This is a genomic window from Streptomyces sp. NBC_00358 (assembly GCF_036099295.1).
Lineage (GTDB): Bacteria > Actinomycetota > Actinomycetes > Streptomycetales > Streptomycetaceae > Streptomyces.
Genome location: NZ_CP107976.1, coordinates 7,065,696 through 7,081,454, shown reverse-complemented (window position 1 = coordinate 7,081,454; position 15,759 = coordinate 7,065,696). Strand labels below are relative to the sequence as shown.

Annotated in this window: 15 protein-coding genes; 5 read left to right on the top strand and 10 right to left on the bottom strand. The window is 71.5% G+C overall.

What is annotated here, in order from left to right:
• Positions 1-801: 801 nt before the first annotated feature.
• The 5 genes from OHT01_RS30215 to OHT01_RS30195 form a co-directional block, all read right to left on the bottom strand.
• On the bottom strand, positions 802-1,749 hold the full coding sequence (locus OHT01_RS30215) for an SCO1860 family LAETG-anchored protein (RefSeq protein ID WP_328556264.1): 948 nt from the start codon (positions 1,747-1,749) through the stop codon (positions 802-804).
• A 308-nt stretch (positions 1,750-2,057) separates the two neighbouring features.
• Positions 2,058-3,149, bottom strand: coding sequence for an amidohydrolase family protein (locus tag OHT01_RS30210; protein WP_328556263.1), 1,092 nt, complete (start codon positions 3,147-3,149; stop codon positions 2,058-2,060).
• An 88-nt stretch (positions 3,150-3,237) separates the two neighbouring features.
• On the bottom strand, positions 3,238-4,026 hold the full coding sequence (locus tag OHT01_RS30205; protein ID WP_328556262.1) for an amino acid ABC transporter ATP-binding protein: 789 nt from the start codon (positions 4,024-4,026) through the stop codon (positions 3,238-3,240).
• The gene (locus tag OHT01_RS30200; protein WP_328556261.1) at positions 4,023-4,856 is read right to left on the bottom strand and encodes an amino acid ABC transporter permease; all 834 of its coding nucleotides are present in this window, start codon (positions 4,854-4,856) and stop codon (positions 4,023-4,025) included. Before OHT01_RS30200 ends, OHT01_RS30205 begins: the two co-directional genes overlap by 4 nt.
• Entirely contained in the window at positions 4,853-5,686 is an 834-nt protein-coding gene (locus tag OHT01_RS30195) for a basic amino acid ABC transporter substrate-binding protein (protein WP_328556260.1), read from the bottom strand. Before OHT01_RS30195 ends, OHT01_RS30200 begins: the two co-directional genes overlap by 4 nt.
• Before the next feature lie 177 nt (positions 5,687-5,863).
• Between OHT01_RS30195 and OHT01_RS30190 the strand changes: the two genes are divergently transcribed.
• The 5 genes from OHT01_RS30190 to thpD all read left to right on the top strand — a co-directional run bounded on the left by OHT01_RS30190 (position 5,864) and on the right by thpD (position 10,665).
• A complete protein-coding gene (locus tag OHT01_RS30190; protein WP_328558323.1) occupies positions 5,864-6,964 on the top strand; it encodes a pyridoxal-phosphate-dependent aminotransferase family protein in 1,101 nt (366 codons plus the stop codon).
• Positions 6,965-7,387: 423 nt separating this feature from the next.
• Positions 7,388-7,927, top strand: coding sequence for a diaminobutyrate acetyltransferase (gene ectA / locus OHT01_RS30185; RefSeq protein WP_328556259.1), 540 nt, complete (start codon positions 7,388-7,390; stop codon positions 7,925-7,927).
• Positions 7,928-8,043: 116 nt separating this feature from the next.
• Complete coding sequence (gene ectB, locus OHT01_RS30180; protein WP_328556258.1) at positions 8,044-9,315, top strand: diaminobutyrate--2-oxoglutarate transaminase; 1,272 nt, start codon at positions 8,044-8,046, stop codon at positions 9,313-9,315.
• A gap of 50 nt (positions 9,316-9,365) precedes the next feature.
• The gene (locus OHT01_RS30175; protein WP_328556257.1) at positions 9,366-9,770 is read left to right on the top strand and encodes an ectoine synthase; all 405 of its coding nucleotides are present in this window, start codon (positions 9,366-9,368) and stop codon (positions 9,768-9,770) included.
• Between the two features lie 7 nt (positions 9,771-9,777).
• Complete coding sequence (thpD, locus tag OHT01_RS30170; RefSeq protein ID WP_328556256.1) at positions 9,778-10,665, top strand: ectoine hydroxylase; 888 nt, start codon at positions 9,778-9,780, stop codon at positions 10,663-10,665.
• Between the two features lie 137 nt (positions 10,666-10,802).
• Here thpD and OHT01_RS30165 read toward each other — a convergent pair whose 3' ends face one another.
• The 5 genes from OHT01_RS30165 to OHT01_RS30145 form a co-directional block, all read right to left on the bottom strand.
• Positions 10,803-11,852 (bottom strand): aminotransferase class V-fold PLP-dependent enzyme, encoded by a 1,050-nt coding sequence (locus OHT01_RS30165; RefSeq protein ID WP_328556255.1) that lies wholly within the window; start codon positions 11,850-11,852, stop codon positions 10,803-10,805.
• A gap of 151 nt (positions 11,853-12,003) precedes the next feature.
• A complete protein-coding gene (locus tag OHT01_RS30160) occupies positions 12,004-12,723 on the bottom strand; it encodes a DsbA family oxidoreductase (RefSeq protein WP_328556254.1) in 720 nt (239 codons plus the stop codon).
• 78 nt (positions 12,724-12,801) lie between these two features.
• Positions 12,802-13,344, bottom strand: coding sequence for a GNAT family N-acetyltransferase (locus tag OHT01_RS30155; protein WP_328556253.1), 543 nt, complete (start codon positions 13,342-13,344; stop codon positions 12,802-12,804).
• A gap of 72 nt (positions 13,345-13,416) precedes the next feature.
• A complete protein-coding gene (locus OHT01_RS30150) occupies positions 13,417-14,025 on the bottom strand; it encodes a DUF1349 domain-containing protein (RefSeq protein WP_328556252.1) in 609 nt (202 codons plus the stop codon).
• 156 nt (positions 14,026-14,181) lie between these two features.
• Positions 14,182-15,711: an aldehyde dehydrogenase (NADP(+)) gene (locus OHT01_RS30145; protein ID WP_328556251.1), complete on the bottom strand. Its 1,530-nt coding sequence runs from the start codon at positions 15,709-15,711 to the stop codon at positions 14,182-14,184.
• Positions 15,712-15,759: the final 48 nt, after the last annotated feature.

Genomic DNA, 15,759 nt, shown 5'->3' with positions numbered 1-15,759 from the left:
CCCCCGAAGCCGGGGCCCCACCGCCCGCGCAACCCGGCATCACCCGAGACCCCGGCATACCCGAGACCTGGCGACCCCCGACGCCCGCCGAGCCCCGGCACCCCCGAAACCCCACGGCCTCCGGCCGTACCCGCAAGCCCCGGCGTACCCAAGGCCCGGCTTGTTGTTCGCCAAGCCCCCTACCCCGAAACCCGGCAGCCCGGCAGCACTCGCCCCCTGGCGGCCCCCGACGCCCGCCAAGCTTCCGTGCCCCCAAGTCCGGCGGCCCCCGCCGTCCCGGAGTCCGGCGAGCCCGGCCGTAGCCGGAGTCGGGCCGACCCCTGCCGTGGGCGTGGCCCGGCGCCCCGAAGCCCTCGCGGCCCCGCCGCCCTAAGGCCTCTGGCCTCTGGCCGTACCCGAAACCCGGCGCCCGGTACCCCGAAGCCCGGCGCCCCCGGCAGTCCGCGCAATCCGGCAGCACCCGAGACCTGGCGGCCCCGAAGCCCTGCGGCCGCTGGCCGCACCCGAAGCCCCGGCGTACCCGAGACCTGGCGGCCCCCGACGCCCGCCAAGCCCCCGCGCCCCCGCGTCCAACGGCCCCGCCGGCAGCGAAACCCCGCGGCCCCCCGCCGTCCCGGAGTCCGGCGAGCCCGGCCGTAGCCGGAGTCGGGCCGACCCCTGCCGTGGGCGGGGCCCGGCGCCCCTCGTGGCGGGGGCGTCGGGGTGGGCCGGTTTCGTAGGCCGGACGGGCTGGGACCGCTCAGCGCATCCGGTGTTCGAGGTGCGGGGTCCGGGTGGCGACGACCGGACCCCGGTGGCCCGTCAGCTCCGGCGGCGCCGGGAGAGGGCGACCGCTCCGGCGCCCGCGGCGAGCAGCGCCACCGCGCCGCCGGCCAGATACGGCGTCGTGGAGCTGCCCCCGGTCTCGGCGAGACCCTGCTCCACGTGAGCACCCTGCGGCTTCGCCTCGCGGGCCTTCGCGGGCGCCTTCTCCGCGGGCGCCTTCTCCCCGGAGGCCACCGGGTCGGCGGATTCGGACGGGCCGGCCGCTGCCTCCTGGGCGACGGGCGCCGCCGGTGACTCGCAAGTGGCCTTCGCCAGCGTCAGGGTGCCCTCCACCTCGGCCACGTTCAGCTTCAACGGGTTGATGGACACCTTGAGTTCGAGCGCTGACGCGGCGGCCGTCCGGGAGGTGGTCTCGGTCCTGGAGAGGTCGAGCCGCACCTCACCGACCCCGGGGACCCGCACGTGCGTCGGGCCGCCCGTCGAGAGGGTCACCTTCTTGCCGAGGACGTTCACGGACCCCAGCAGGTTGGCGGTGGCGACGGGCTTCTTCCCCGCCTCGCAGGTCGCCTTCGAGGTCACGTCCTCGATCTCGATGAGCGACAGCAGCGGCAGTCCGGGGACATGGACGGCGGCGTGCGCGAGACGGGTGGACCCCTCGGCCTTCCCGGCGGAGACGGTGGCCTCGGCGGTGGCGACGTCCGCGCGCAGCACGCTGAACGGGCGCCCGTGGTCGACGCCGTCCAACCGGGCGGTGAGCGCGGTCTTGTCGGCACTCTCCGGTGCCTGCACCTCGTTCAGGGAGACCGCGAGCGGGACGTTCACGGACTTCCTGAGGAGGGACACGTCGAGTCCGGTGCGGAGCACGACGGCGCTCGCGCGACCATGGTCCGCGGTCGCGTGTGCGGAGCCCGCGCCGGCCAGCGCGGCGGGACCCGCGGCGAGGACGGTGGCCGCCGCCGTGACGGCGAAACGGCGCACGGGCATACGGTGGTTGATGCTGTTCAAGGGTGGGACCCCCATAGAAGAAAGCCTGGGACCCGGAAAGAATTACGCACCGAGAGTGAACAGTCAGCCACCTGGCGTGAGTTCACTCCTTCGTGGGGTTTCCGCGCACGTCTTCGAATCCCGAGGCACGACTGTTCCCCACCGCCACTTGCTCAACACCCTTGGGTGAAGGCGCTGGTTGACGCGCCGGCCGACGCCGGTTGACACGCCGGTGCACGGCAGACAGTGCGTAACGAGCACACCACCCCGACCGTCACGCTCCGTCAACCGCGCCCGCCGCACCCACGTCAGCCGACGATCCGCCCGTTGAGGACCACCCGTCGCGGAGCCGCCAGCACCCGTACGTCCGCGCGCGGGTCCTCCTCGTAGACCACGAGGTCCGCGGGCGCTCCCTCGTCGAGGCCGGGCCGCCCGAGCCAGCGCCGGGCGCCCCAGGCGGTGGCGGAGACCGCCTCGACGGGCGGGATGCCGGCGGTGACGAGCTCGGCGACCTCGGCCGCGACGAGGCCGTGCGCGAGGGAGCCGCCCGCGTCGGTGCCCACGTAGACCGGGATTCCGGCGTCGTACGCGGCGCGCACGGTGTCGTAGCGGCGCTCGTGCAGCCGTCGCATGTGCGCCGACCACTGGGGGAACTTGGACTCGCCGCCGGCCGCCAAATCCGGGAAGGTCGCGATGTTCACGAGGGTGGGGACGATGGCGACACCGCGCTCGGCGAAGAGCGGGATGGTGTCCTCGGTGAGCCCGGTGGCGTGCTCGATGCAGTCGATGCCCGCCTCGACCAGGTCGCGGAGCGAGTCCTCGGCGAAGCAGTGCGCGGTGACCCGGGCGCCGAGCCGGTGCGCCTCGGCGATCGCCGCCCGGGCGGCCTCGCGCGGCCAGCAGGCGCTCAGGTCGCCGGTGCCGCGGTCGATCCAGTCCCCGACGAGCTTGACCCAGCCGTCGCCGCGCCGGGCCTCCTGGGCCACATACGCGACGAGGTCCTCGGGCTCGATCTCGTGGGCGTAGTTGCGGATGTAACGGCGGGTGCGGGCGATGTGCCGGCCCGCCCGGATGATCTTCGGGAGGTCGTCGCGGTCGTCGATCCAGCGGGTGTCGGAGGGCGAGCCGGCGTCCCGGACGAGCAGGGTGCCGGCGTCGCGGTCGGTCAGCGCCTGCTTCTCGGAGACGTCCGCCGGGACCGGGCCGTGGGCGTCGAGACCGACATGGCAGTGCGCGTCGACCAGACCGGGCAGCGCCCAGCCCTCGACGGTGCGGACGTCACGGGCGCCGCCGGGACGCTCGTACGAGATCCGGCCGCCGACGACCCACAGCTCGTCGCGGACGTCGTCGGGTCCGACGACGACCCGCCCCTTAACGTGCAGTACCGGGTGATCGCTCATGAGAGGCACCTTAGTAAGGCGGCTCCCGCCGCTCACCCTCCCGGTCCCGCTCCTCCCCCGGCCGGTCCCGCTCCTCCCCCGGCCGGTCCTACTCCTGGTCCGGCCGGTCCGGTGCGCTGTCCTCGACGTCCGCCATCGCCGGGTCGAGCAGCCGGGACAGGAAGTGCCGTGTCCGCTCGTGGGCCGGGTTGCCGATGACCTGCGCCGGGGCGCCGTCCTCGACGATCACACCGCCGTCCATGAACACGACCCGGTCGGCCACCTCGCGCGCGAAGGACATCTCGTGGGTGACGACCATCATCGTCATGCCCTCGTCGGCGAGCATCCGCATGACGGCGAGCACCTCGCCGACGAGTTCGGGGTCGAGCGCCGACGTCGGCTCGTCGAAGAGCATCACGTCGGGCCCCATGGCGAGCGCGCGGGCGATCGCGACGCGCTGCTGCTGGCCGCCGGAGAGCGAGGCCGGATAGGCGTCCGCCTTCTCCGCGAGGCCCACCCGGGCGAGGTTCTCGGCGGCGATCCGGGCCGCCTCCGCCTTGTCCCGGCCCAGTACCCGGCGCTGCGGCAGCGCGAGGTTCCCGGTCACCGTCAGATGGGGGAAGAGGTTGAACTGCTGGAAGACCATGCCGATACGGCGGCGTACGGCGTCGATGTCGACGTCCGGGTGCGTGACCTCCGTACCGCCGACGAACACCTGGCCCTTGCTGGGTTCCTCCAGCAGGTTCACGCACCGCAGCAGGGTCGACTTGCCGGAGCCGGACGGGCCGATGACACAGACGACCTCGCCCCGGGCGACCTCCAGGTCGATACCGCGCAGGACCTCGTTGTCGCCGAAGGACTTGTGCAGGCCCTTCACCCGGATCTCGGGGGTGGTCACTGAGCGGCCTCCTTCTGCTTCGCCTCAAGTCGTCGCGCGACGAAACCGAGCGGGATCGTGACGAGCAGGTAGCACAGGCCCGCGACCAGGATCGGCGTGGAGTTGGCGGTCGTGCTGGCCAGGTCGCGGCCGTACTTGGACAGTTCGCGCTCCTCCAGGGTGACGCCGAGGAACAGCACCAGCGAGGAGTCCTTGAAGAGGGTCACGAGCTCGTTGGTGAGCGGCGGGATGATGATCCGGAACGCCTGCGGGACGATGATCGAGACCATGGCCCGCGCGTGCGAGAACCCCAGCGAACGCGCCGCCTCCATCTGCCCCTTGGGCACGGCCTGGATGCCCGCGCGGAACGTCTCGGCCATGTACGCGGCCCCCACCAGGCCGAGCGCGATGGCGACCTTTCCGTACGTTCCGCCGATGATCTCCGTGCCCGGGAACGCGAGCGGCACCGCGACGCCCACGAAGATGAAGATCATCAGGGCGGGCAGACCCCGGAAGACCTCGATGTAGATCCCGGCCACCCAGCGGTAGGGGCCCACCGACGACAGGCGCATCAGCGCGACGACGATGCCCAGCACGAGTCCGACGGTGAAACCGAACACCGTGTAGAGGACGGTGTTCTTCAGCGCCAGCGTGATGACTTCCGGGAACATCCGCTTGACCAGGTCCCACTGGAAGAACTGGTTCTGCAGACGGCCCCAGTCCGCCGTGACCGCGAAGGCGATCACGACGGCGACGAAGACGGCGTACTGCACACCGCGCGAGATCGAGCGCTTCCGGCGCCGGCTCAGGCCGGACCTGCGGGGCTGGAGAGGTGTGTCGGCATCACTCATGACGCGGACGGGGAGGCCGCGGACGCGTCGTACGGGCCGATCCACTTCTCGTAGAGCTTCTTGTACGTGCCGTCGGCCTTCGCGTCGGCGATGGCCTTGTTGATGGCCGCGACGAGCTTGGTGTTGCCCTTCTTCACCGTGAAGCCGTACTGCTCACCGGTGTTGAGGTTGTCGGCCACCTTGAAGGCGTCGGCGTTGGCCTTGTCCTTCAGCCACCCCTGGACGACGGGGTAGTCGATGACGACGGCCTTGACCTGGCCGGTGCGCAGGCCGTTGAGGACGGCGTCGGACGACTCGAAGGAGACGGGGTCGAGCCCCTTGCTCTTCGCGTACTCCTCACCGGTGGTCTGCGCCTGGGCACCGACCTTCTGGCCCTTGAGGTCCGCGAAGGAGTTGATGCCGCTGTTCTTGTCGACCAGGACGGCCTGGGTGGCGTCGAAGTACGGGTCGGAGAAGTCGACGTTCTTCTTGCGCTCCTCGGTGATCGTCATACCGGCGGCGGCTAGGTCGCACTGCTCGGAGTTGAGGAACGCGCCCGTCTTGAAGTTCTCGAAGGGCGTGTCGACGATGGTCTGCTTCACGCCCAGGTTCTTGGCCACCAGGTCGATCAGCGACACGTCGAAGCCCTGCACCTTGCCGTCGATCTCCGACTGGAAGGGCGGGTACGGCAGATGGGTGCAGGTCGTGAGCTGACCGCTCTTGACCAGCGGGACCCCGTTCGCGGTGGTCTTGCCGCCGCCGTCCGACGTGCAGCCGGCCACGAGCAGCAGCCCGGCCGTGGCGGTGGTGGCGGCCAGAATGCGGGTCCGGCGTCCGAGGACCGAGTACACGGAGACCTCCTGTGGAGGGAACAGAGGGTTCTGATTATAAGGAAAGGTTTGGGTTGCTCAAATCAATCCGATGGTGATTGGGCCGTCTGGCCTCAGAATTCGCCGGTCCGGGTGGGCGACGAGGCGCCGGTTTACGCTCTGATCGTCGACCCCACCGTGAGCGAAGAGAGCACCACCGTGACCCACCCCTTCCTTGACCTGGCGCCGCTGAGCGCCGCCCGCTTCGCGTCGATCGAGGACCGTGTCGCCCGCCTTCTCTCCACCGAGCAGGACGTCGTGATCATGCAGGGCGAGGCGCTGCTGCCCCTGGAGGGCGCGATTCGCGGCACGGCCGGTCCCGGCACCACCGCCCTGAACGTGATCACCGGCCCCTACGGCCAGACCTTCGGCAACTGGCTGCGGGACTGCGGGGCGACCGTGATCGATCTGGCGGTGCCCTTCCACGACGCCGTCACCGCCGAGCAGGTCCGCGAGGCCTTCGCCGAGCACCCGTCGATCGACTTCGTCTCGCTCGTGCACGCCGAGGCCGCCACCGGGAACACCAACCCGGTCGCGGAGATCGGCGAGGTCGTACGCGAGCACGGCGCGCTCTTCTACCTGGACGCCGTCGCGTCGATCGGCGCCGAGCCGGTGCTGCCGGACGCCTGGGGCGTCGACCTGTGCGTGATCGGGGCACAGAAGGCGATGGGCGGACCGGCCGGGGTGTCGGCGGTGTCCGTGAGCGATCGGGCGTGGGCGCGGATGGCCGCGAACCCCGGCGCGCCGCGCCGCTCCTACCTGTCCCTGCTGGACTGGAAGGAGCGCTGGGTCGACGCGGGCCGCACGGCGCTGCTGCACGCTCCCGCGCAGCTGGAGATGCTGGCCCTGGAGGCGTGTGTCGAGCGGATCGAGGGCGAGGGGCTCGACGCGGTGATGGCCCGTCACGCCTCGGCCGCCGCCGCCACCCGGGCGGGAGCCGTGGCTCTCGGCGGTGGCCTCGCCCCGTATGTGCACGCGGCCCCGGACGCGGCCCCCGTGGCCACCACGCTGCGGGTGCCCGAGGACGTGGACGCCTCCGCCGTGGTCGCCAAGGCGCTGGCCGCGGATCCCGCGCTGCCGCTCGCCGCGGGCGGCGGGGCTCTCGCGCAGTCGATGATCCGGGTGAACCACTACGGTCCCGACGCGACCCGGGGTGTCGTGCACTCCAGCCTCGCGGGCCTGGGCGCGGCGCTGGCCGAGTCCGGCTTCCCGGTGGACCTGGAGGGCGCGCGCCGGGCCGTGGCACTGGCCTGGGGCTGACCGCGAGGCTGCCGGCGGAGGCGTCCGCGCCTCCGCCGGGACGGGGGACACCGGCCTCCCGGCGCATTGCACGCGACGGGAATTGCGCATCCCACTCCCACCTTTATCCCGCCGTTAATTCGAAGCTGAATTCATTCGATTGATCCGGCATAGCCTCCCGCATTCTCCTGCCCGCTCTCCGCGTACCTAAACACAAAGATCCCGCGAACGCCTGTGAGGCGATTCGCGCAGGTCACCTGCACATTTCGATACTGTGACACACCCCATAGCGCGCCCGATTTCCTAGGTATTATCCGGTCGAAACCGCCCGGAAAGGCACAGGGATCGCCCGCCTTTCACGGGCGCGTGATAACACATGGGTGCGCCGTACGTAACCCCACCCGACGATGCAATTTGAACTTTCCGTCGGTAAATTCAATCCGCATGACCGCCGCACACGCAGACCTGTCAGCGGAATTCCTGGAAATGCCTGAGGGCCTTCGGATCGACCGTCCGGAGGTGGCCGACGGGGCCGCCCTCTGGCGTATCGCCAAGGACTCCCGAACCCTCGACCTGAACTCCTCCTACAGCTATCTGCTGTGGTGTCGTGACTTCGCCGGCACCTCGGCGGTGGCACGCGACGCCGACGGCCGGCCCGTCGGCTTCGTTACCGCGTACATCCGCCCGGAGCGCCCGCGCACCCTGCTCGTGTGGCAGGTGGCCGTCGACGCGGCGCACCGCGGCCGGGGACTGGCCGCGCGACTGCTCGACGGGCTGACCGCGCGGGTGGCGGCCGAGCGGGGGCTGTCCGTCGTCGAGACGACCATCACGCCGGGCAACACCGCCTCCGAGCGCCTGTTCACGTCGTACGCACGGCGTCACGGCGCGGCCGTCGAGCGCGAGGTGCTGTTCGGTGCGGGGCAGTTCCCCGACGGACCGCACGACCCCGAAGTGCTGTACCGCATCGGCCCGTTCGCCCCCTGACCCGCGCCCCCGCGCCGACCTCCCGCGCCGCGTCCTCCCCCCGTTCTTCTCCCCTCGTTCTCCTCCCTCCCCGTTCTTCTCTCTTCCTCCCCCCACACTTCGAGGAGCCATTCGCCGTGACCATCACCCAGCCGGACCTGAGCGTCTTCGAGACCCTGGAGTCGGAGGTGCGCAGCTACTGCCGCAACTGGCCCACCGTCTTCGACCGCGCCCGGGGCAGCCGGATGTACGACGAGGACGGACACGAGTACCTCGACTTCTTCGCAGGCGCCGGGTCCCTGAACTACGGGCACAACAACCCCGTGCTCAAACGGGCCCTGATCGACTACCTGGAACGCGACGGGGTGACCCACGGACTCGACATGTCGACGGCCGCCAAGCGCGGCTTCCTGGAGACCTTCCAGGACCTGGTGCTGCGGCCGCGCGATCTGCCGTACAAGGTGATGTTCCCCGGGCCGACGGGCACCAACGCCGTCGAGTCCGCGCTGAAGCTCGCGCGCAAGGTGAAGGGGCGCGAGGCGATCGTGTCGTTCACCAACGCCTTCCACGGGATGTCGCTCGGCTCGCTCGCCGTGACCGGCAACGCCTTCAAGCGGGCGGGCGCGGGTGTCCCCCTGGTGCACGGCACCCCGATGCCGTTCGACAACTACTTCGACGGCCTGGTCCCGGACTTCCTGTGGTTCGAACGGCTCCTGGAGGACCAGGGCTCGGGCCTCAACCAGCCCGCCGCGGTGATCGTCGAGACCGTGCAGGGCGAGGGCGGGATCAATGTCGCGCGGCCCGAGTGGCTGCGCGCCCTGGCCGACCTGTGCGAGCGCCGCGACATGCTGCTGATCGTCGACGACATCCAGATGGGCTGCGGGCGGACCGGCGCGTTCTTCTCCTTCGAGGAGGCCGGCGTCGTGCCCGACATCGTGACCGTCTCCAAGTCCATCAGCGGATACGGACTGCCGATGTCGCTGTGCCTGTTCAAGCCCGAGCTGGACATCTGGGAGCCGGGCGAGCACAACGGCACCTTCCGCGGCAACAACCCGGCGTTCGTGACGGCCGCCGCCGCCCTGGAGACCTACTGGGCCGACGGCTCCGCCATGGAGAAGCAGACCCGCGCCCGCGGCGAGCAGGTCGAACAGGCGCTGATCTCCATCACCGAGGAGAACCTCGCCGACATCAAGGAGTACCGCGGTCGCGGGCTCGTCTGGGGCATCGAGTTCAAGGACAAGGCGCGCGCCGGACGCGTCGCCCATCGCGCCTTCGAACTCGGGCTGCTCATCGAGACGTCCGGCCCCGAGAGCGAGGTCGTGAAACTGCTGCCCGCGCTCACCATCACCCCCGACGAGCTCGACGAGGGCCTGCGGACCCTCGCCCGCGCCGTCCGCGAGACCGTCTGACCAGACCGCCGCACACCACGAGAAGCACGAGAGAGAGGCATCGCACCACCGTGATAGTCCGTTCGTTCAAGGATGTCGAAGGCACCGACCGGCACGTGAAGGCGGCGACCGGTACCTGGGAGAGCAAGCGCATCGTCCTCGCCAAGGAGAAGGTCGGCTTCTCCCTGCACGAGACGATCCTGTACGCCGGTACGGAGACGTCGATGTGGTACGCGAACCACATCGAGGCCGTGCTCTGCGTGGAGGGCGAGGCCGAACTCACCGACGAGGAGACCGGCGACAAGCACTGGATCGCCCCCGGGACGATGTACCTGCTGAACGGCCACGAGCGCCACACCCTGCGTCCCAGGACCGACTTCCGCTGCGTCTGCGTCTTCAACCCGCCGGTCACCGGACGGGAGGACCACGACGAGAACGGCGTCTACCCGCTGCTCACCGAACCCGAGGAGGTGTGACACACCGATGACCACACTCACCGATCCGTACCCCAGCCGCGCCGCCACCGAAGTGGCCGTGCCCCGCCAGGACCCGGTCGTCTGGGGCGCGCCGGACGAACCCGGCCCGATCACCGTGCCCGAACTCCAGACGTACGAGCGCGACGGCTTCCTCGCCGTCGAGGAGCTCATCACCGAGGACGAGGTCGCCGTCTACCGGCAGGAGCTGGAACGGCTCGTCACCGACCCGGCCGTCCGTGCCGACGAACGCTCGATCGTCGAGCCGACGACGCGGGAGATCCGCTCCGTCTTCGAGGTGCACCGGATCAGCGAGGTCTTCGCCCGGCTCGTCCGCGACGAGCGCGTCGTCGGCCCGGCCCGGCAGATCCTCGGCTCCGACGTGTACGTCCACCAGTCACGGATCAACGTCAAGCCGGGATTCGGGGCCGGCGGCTTCTACTGGCACTCGGACTTCGAGACCTGGCACGCCGAGGACGGTCTGCCGAACATGCGGACGGTGTCCGTCTCGATCGCCCTGACCGAGAACCACGACACCAACGGCGGCCTGATGATCATGCCGGGGTCGCACAGGACGTTCCTCGGGTGCGCGGGGGCCACGCCGAAGGACAACTACAAGCGGTCGCTCCAGATGCAGGACGCCGGAACGCCCTCCGACGAGGCACTCACCCACCTCGCGGGCCGGCACGGCATCAAGCTCTTCACGGGCCGGGCCGGTTCGGCGACCTGGTTCGACTGCAACTGCATGCACGGTTCGGGGGACAACATCACCCCGTTCCCGCGCAGCAACGTCTTCATCGTGTTCAACAGCGTGGAGAACGCGGCGGTGGAACCCTTCGCGGCCCCCGTGCGCAGGCCGGAGTTCATCGGGGCGCGGGACTTCACGCCGGTGCGGTGACGTCCTCCCCCGGTGCCCGCGGCATGACCGCCGTCCCGTCGTGCCCCGCGCCGAGCCGCGCGGGGCATGACGGGGCGCCTCGCTGTGAGGCGTGACCGGGCGCCTCGCCCGTGCGGGCGGAGCTGGTCCGCGGCCGTTCAGCCGGGCAGCGCGCCGAGCAGCCTGTCGACGTCGTCCGGGGTGTTGTAGAGATGGAATGCCGCCCTCAAATGGCCCGCGCGGTCGGAGACTTCGACCCCGGCTCGGCTCAACTCGGGCTGAAGACCGCCGAGTCCGGGTACGGAGACGATCGCGGAGCCGGGGGCGGGCACCGGTTCGTGACCCCGTTCCCGCAGGCCGGTGCGGAAGCGGTCGGCGAGCGCCAGGTCGTGGGCGTACACCCGCTCCACGCCCAGTTCCTCGACCAGCTCCAGCGAATGCCGCGCTCCGGCGTACGCGAACAGGCCCGGACTCTCGTCGAACCGCCGTGCGGAGTGGGCGAGTTCCTCCACGGGGCCGTAGCAGCTGTCCCAGGGGGCCTCGCCCGCGACCCAGCCGGCGAACACCGGGGTGAGTCCGCCGAGGTCCTCCGGGACGACCAGGAAGGCCACACCGCGCGGGCAGACGAGCCACTTGAACGCGACGGACGCGACGTAGTCGTAGGCGTCCGCGCCCAGCGGCAGCCATCCGGCGGCCTGGGACGCGTCGATGTACGTACGGGCTCCGTGTTCCCGGGCCGCCTCCCGGATGTCCGCCAGCGGGGCGATCCGGCCGTCCGCGGACTGTGCGGCGCTCACCGCGACGAGCGCGGTGCCCGAGTGCACGGATTCGGCGATCCGCTCCAGCGGGACGGCGCGGACCTTGAGGTCGCCGCGGACGTGGAAGGGGGTCACGACGGAGCTGAAGTCCGCCTCCGCGGTGAGGACTTCGGCACCCGGCGGCAGCGAGGCCGCGATCAGTCCGCTGTACACGGCGACCGAGGCCCCGGCCGCCACCCGGCCGTCGGGCACCCCGACGAGCCGGGCGAACGACGAGCGGGCCGCCTCGACGTCCGCGAACATGTCGGCGGGCTGCCCGGCGGCCACCGACTCCACGGCGGCCCGCATCGCGGCCACGGTGCGGGCCGGGAGCAGTCCGGTACTCGCGGTGTTCAGATAGGTGTTCTTCGCGGCGAACTCGGAACGGACGAGGGTCTCGAAGGTCTCCATGGGACCACTCTGGGCCCCGAACATGCCCAAGTCCATTGCGGACTTTTACGTGATTCCCCCAAGGAGCGCTTATGAATCGGCTCCGACCTGCGCCTTTCGGCGCCGGGACACGACCCGCGTCTCCCGGCGCCGGGAATCCGGCCCGCGCCGGTCAGTGCTGGGGAACGGCGCAGCCGTCCGGACCGCAGGCCTCCGCGTCGCCGCCTTCGTCCTGGATCAGGGTGAGCTGCGGACGCTCGCCCCAGGCCTGGGCCAGCGCCTGGGCGAAGACCTCGGCGGGCTGTGCGCCGGAGACGCCGTAGGTGCGGTCGAGGACGAAGAAGGGGACGCCGTTCGCGCCCAGCTCGGCGGCCTCGCGCTCGTCGGCGCGGACGTCGTCGGCGTAGGCGGCCGGGTCGGCGAGCACCCGGCGGGCCTCGCCTTCGTCGAGGCCGGCGGCGACGGCCAGCTCCACGAGCCGCTCGTCGTCACCGAAGACGGTCCGCTCCTCGGCGAAGTTGGCCCGGTAGAACAGACCGATCAGCTCGTCCTGACGGCCCCGCGCCTTGGCGAGGTGCAGCAGGCGGTGCATGTCGAAGGTGTTGCCGTGGTCGCGGTCCCGGGTGCGGTACGCGAGGCCCTCGGCGGCGGCCTGCGTGCCGAGGTTCTCCTCGCCCGCCTGGGCCTGGGTCTCACTCATGCCGTACTTCTTGGTGAGCATCGTGATCACCGGCTGGATGTCGCCCTTGGCGCGGCCCGGGTCGAGTTCGAAGGAACGGTGCACGACCTCGACCTGGTCCCGGTGCGGGAAGGCGTCCAGCGCCTTCTCGAAACGGGCCTTTCCGACATAACACCAGGGGCAGGCGATGTCGCTCCAGATTTCGACGCGCATTCTTCGGCTCTCTTCAGGTCGTGCGGATACGGGACACCCTCCGGGGACGTCAGTATGTGAACGTTCAAACGGCTCGGGTCATTCCCCGGGCACCGCCCGGGGAGCCGTTCCGGGTCCGGTCCCCGTCACCGCGTACCGCAGATACCGGTGGTGATCGCCCTCGGCGGGCGGGTTCTCCGGGTCCGGGACCCAGCCGAGGCGGGCGTAGAAGGCCTGGGCGCGCAGGTTGTCGACGTGCACGTCGAGCGTCGCCGCGCTCTTCCCGTCCGCCCTCCACTCCTCCACGCAGGCCGCGTGCAGGGCCGTGCCGACACCGGCCCGCCAGCGGTCGGGGTCGACATGGAACTGGTAGAGCTTGACCGTGTCGGCGGGTGCGCCCTCGGCCGTACGGAAAGAGGCGATGCCCACGATCCGGGCGTCCTGCACGACACACAGCACATGGCCGTCGGGGCGCTCGATGGCGCTCCGCCAGCCGGCGAGCCAGTCGGTGCCGTCCTGCGGCACCCCGCCGGGGTAGTACGTCGCCCGGGCGCGGGCGTGCAGTTCGGCGACACCGGCCGCCTCGGCGGGGAGGGCGGTCCTGATCATCCGGCCCACATGGTCCACACGGTCCTCGATCATGCAACTGAGGACGTGCCCGCCACCGGTCCGGTTCCGCACCCGCCGGGCGCCGAACCGGACCGGCGACGCTCGCTAGCTGCCGTCGCGGAGGTCGCTCGGCCAGTCGGGCCGGAACTCGATTCCGTCGTACGTCACCACACAGCCCTCCCCCATCGGCGACTGGGTCATGAAGCCCACCAGCGCCGCCCCCGTCTCCTTCTCGTCGGCCAGGGTGAAGAGGCGGACGAAGGTCCAGCGCTCGCCGTCGCGGGAGGCGTGGAAGGCGAAGGCACGGTCCGTGCGGCTCACCCGCAGCCAGACGGAACTGCCCTCCACGGTGAAGGAGTTGGCATCGTCGGAGTGTCCCCGGGTGACCACCGTGCAGACGGTGGGCACGTCCGGGGAGTACTCCAGGCACAGCTTCGCCCAGGCCCGCTCCCCGACATGGACGTAGAGCACGCCCGCGTCGAAGGCCGCCCCGAAACCGACCGTCACGCGGGCGATGAGCTGGAAGTCCCCCTCGGGCGAGCCGAGCAGCCGGGGCGCGTCCGAGGCCGGGTCGAGTCCTTCACCGGTGGGCGGTACGAAGCGGTCCTGCCGGGGCCCGGCCCAGCCGGTGAGCACACCGTCCTCGTACGACCAGTGCCCGCCGGGGCCGTAGGTGCGGAGGGAGAAGGGGAGTTCGGGGAGTGTGACGTCCATGCCCCGAGTCTCTCAGGTCCACGGCGGCACCCTCGGCGGACTCGGGGTGCCGCGTGATCGAACACGCGGCACCCGCGACACCGGCGGCCCGGCGGAGACCGGCGGAACCGGCGGGCACCGACTCGGACACCGGGCCCCACGGACACCGGCCGGGGGTTATCGCTCCAGGCGCCCGTCGTACCGCCGCGGCAGCCCCAGCGGGTTGTCGTCGCGCAGCTCCGGCGGCAGCAGGGCCTCGGGCACACCCTGGTAGGCCACCGGCCGCATCCAGCGCTCGATGGCGCTGCCGCCGACCGAGGTGGACGTCGAGGTCGTCGCCGGGTACGGGCCCCCGTGATGCTGGGCCGGGGCCACGGCGACGCCGGTCGGCCAGCCGTTCACCAGCACGCGGCCCGCCAGGGAGGTCAGTTCGGCGAGGATCTCCGCGCCGCGCCCCTCGCCCGCCGCCTCCTCCGCGGAGAGCTGCACGGTGGCCGTGAGGTTGCCCGGCAGCCGGGAGAGCACCGCGCCGGCCTCGGACTCGTCCTCGTAGCGCGCCACGACCGTGAGCGGCCCGAAGCACTCCTCCAGGAGCAGGTCGTGCTCGCCCCCGGCCGCGAGCCTGCTCGCGGGCACGGTCAGGAAGCCGGGGCTCACCGTGTGCTCGCCGCCCGCGCCCGGTGTCACCGGGGCCTGTACGTCGGGGAGTCCGGCGCGCTCGGCGACCCCGGCGATGAAGTTGTCGCGCATGCGGTGGTCGAGCAGGACCCCGGAAGCGGTGTCGCTCACCGCGTCGGTCAGGGACTTCAGCAGACGGTCGCCCGCCGCGCCGGCCGGAGCGAGCACCAGGCCCGGCTTCACACAGAACTGACCGACGCCCAGCGTCATCGATCCGGCGAGTCCCGCGCCGATCTCCTCGGCACGCTCGGCGGCCGCGGCCTCGGTGACGACGACGGGGTTGAGGGAGCCGAGCTCACCGTGGAACGGGATCGGCACCGGACGCGACGAGGCCGCGTCGAACAGCGCGCGCCCGCCACGGACCGAGCCGGTGAACCCGGCCGCGGCGACCAGCGGGTGGCGGACCAGCTCGACCCCGGCCTCGAAGCCGTGGACGAGACCGATGACCCCCTCGGGGATGTCGTGCCGGGCGGCGGCGCGGCGCAGGACGGCCGCGACCAGCTCGGAGAGCGCCGGGTGGTCGGGGTGGGCCTTGACCACGACCGGGCAGCCCGCGGCCAGCGCGCTCGCGGTGTCGCCGCCGGCGACCGAGAAGGCGAAGGGGAAGTTCGAGGCCGAGTACACGGCGACGACGCCCAGCGGCACCTTGTAGCGGCGCAGGTCCGGGATCGGCGGGGTCGCCGTGCCGTCGGGGTGGTTGATGACGACGTCGAGGAAGGCACCCTCGTCGACGATCGAGGCGAAGGCGCGCAACTGGTAGCAGGTGCGGGCGAGTTCGCCGGTGAGCCGGACCGGGCCGAGCGCGGTCTCCGCGTCGGCGGCCTCGACGAGGTGGTCCTTGGAGCCTTCGAGCAGGTCGGCGGCGGTGCGCAGGAACGCGGCGCGGACGGTGCGGTCGACGAGCGCGGGACGGGCGGCGTTCGCGGCGCGGACGGTCTCGTCCACCTCCTGGGCCGTGGCCTCCACCGCGACCTGTTCCCGCTGCTTCCCGGTACGGGGGTCGACACTCCAGACTGGTGCTGCTGCCACCGCGGGTCCCTTCAGATGTGATGCCACATTTCTTGTGTCACTCACCAG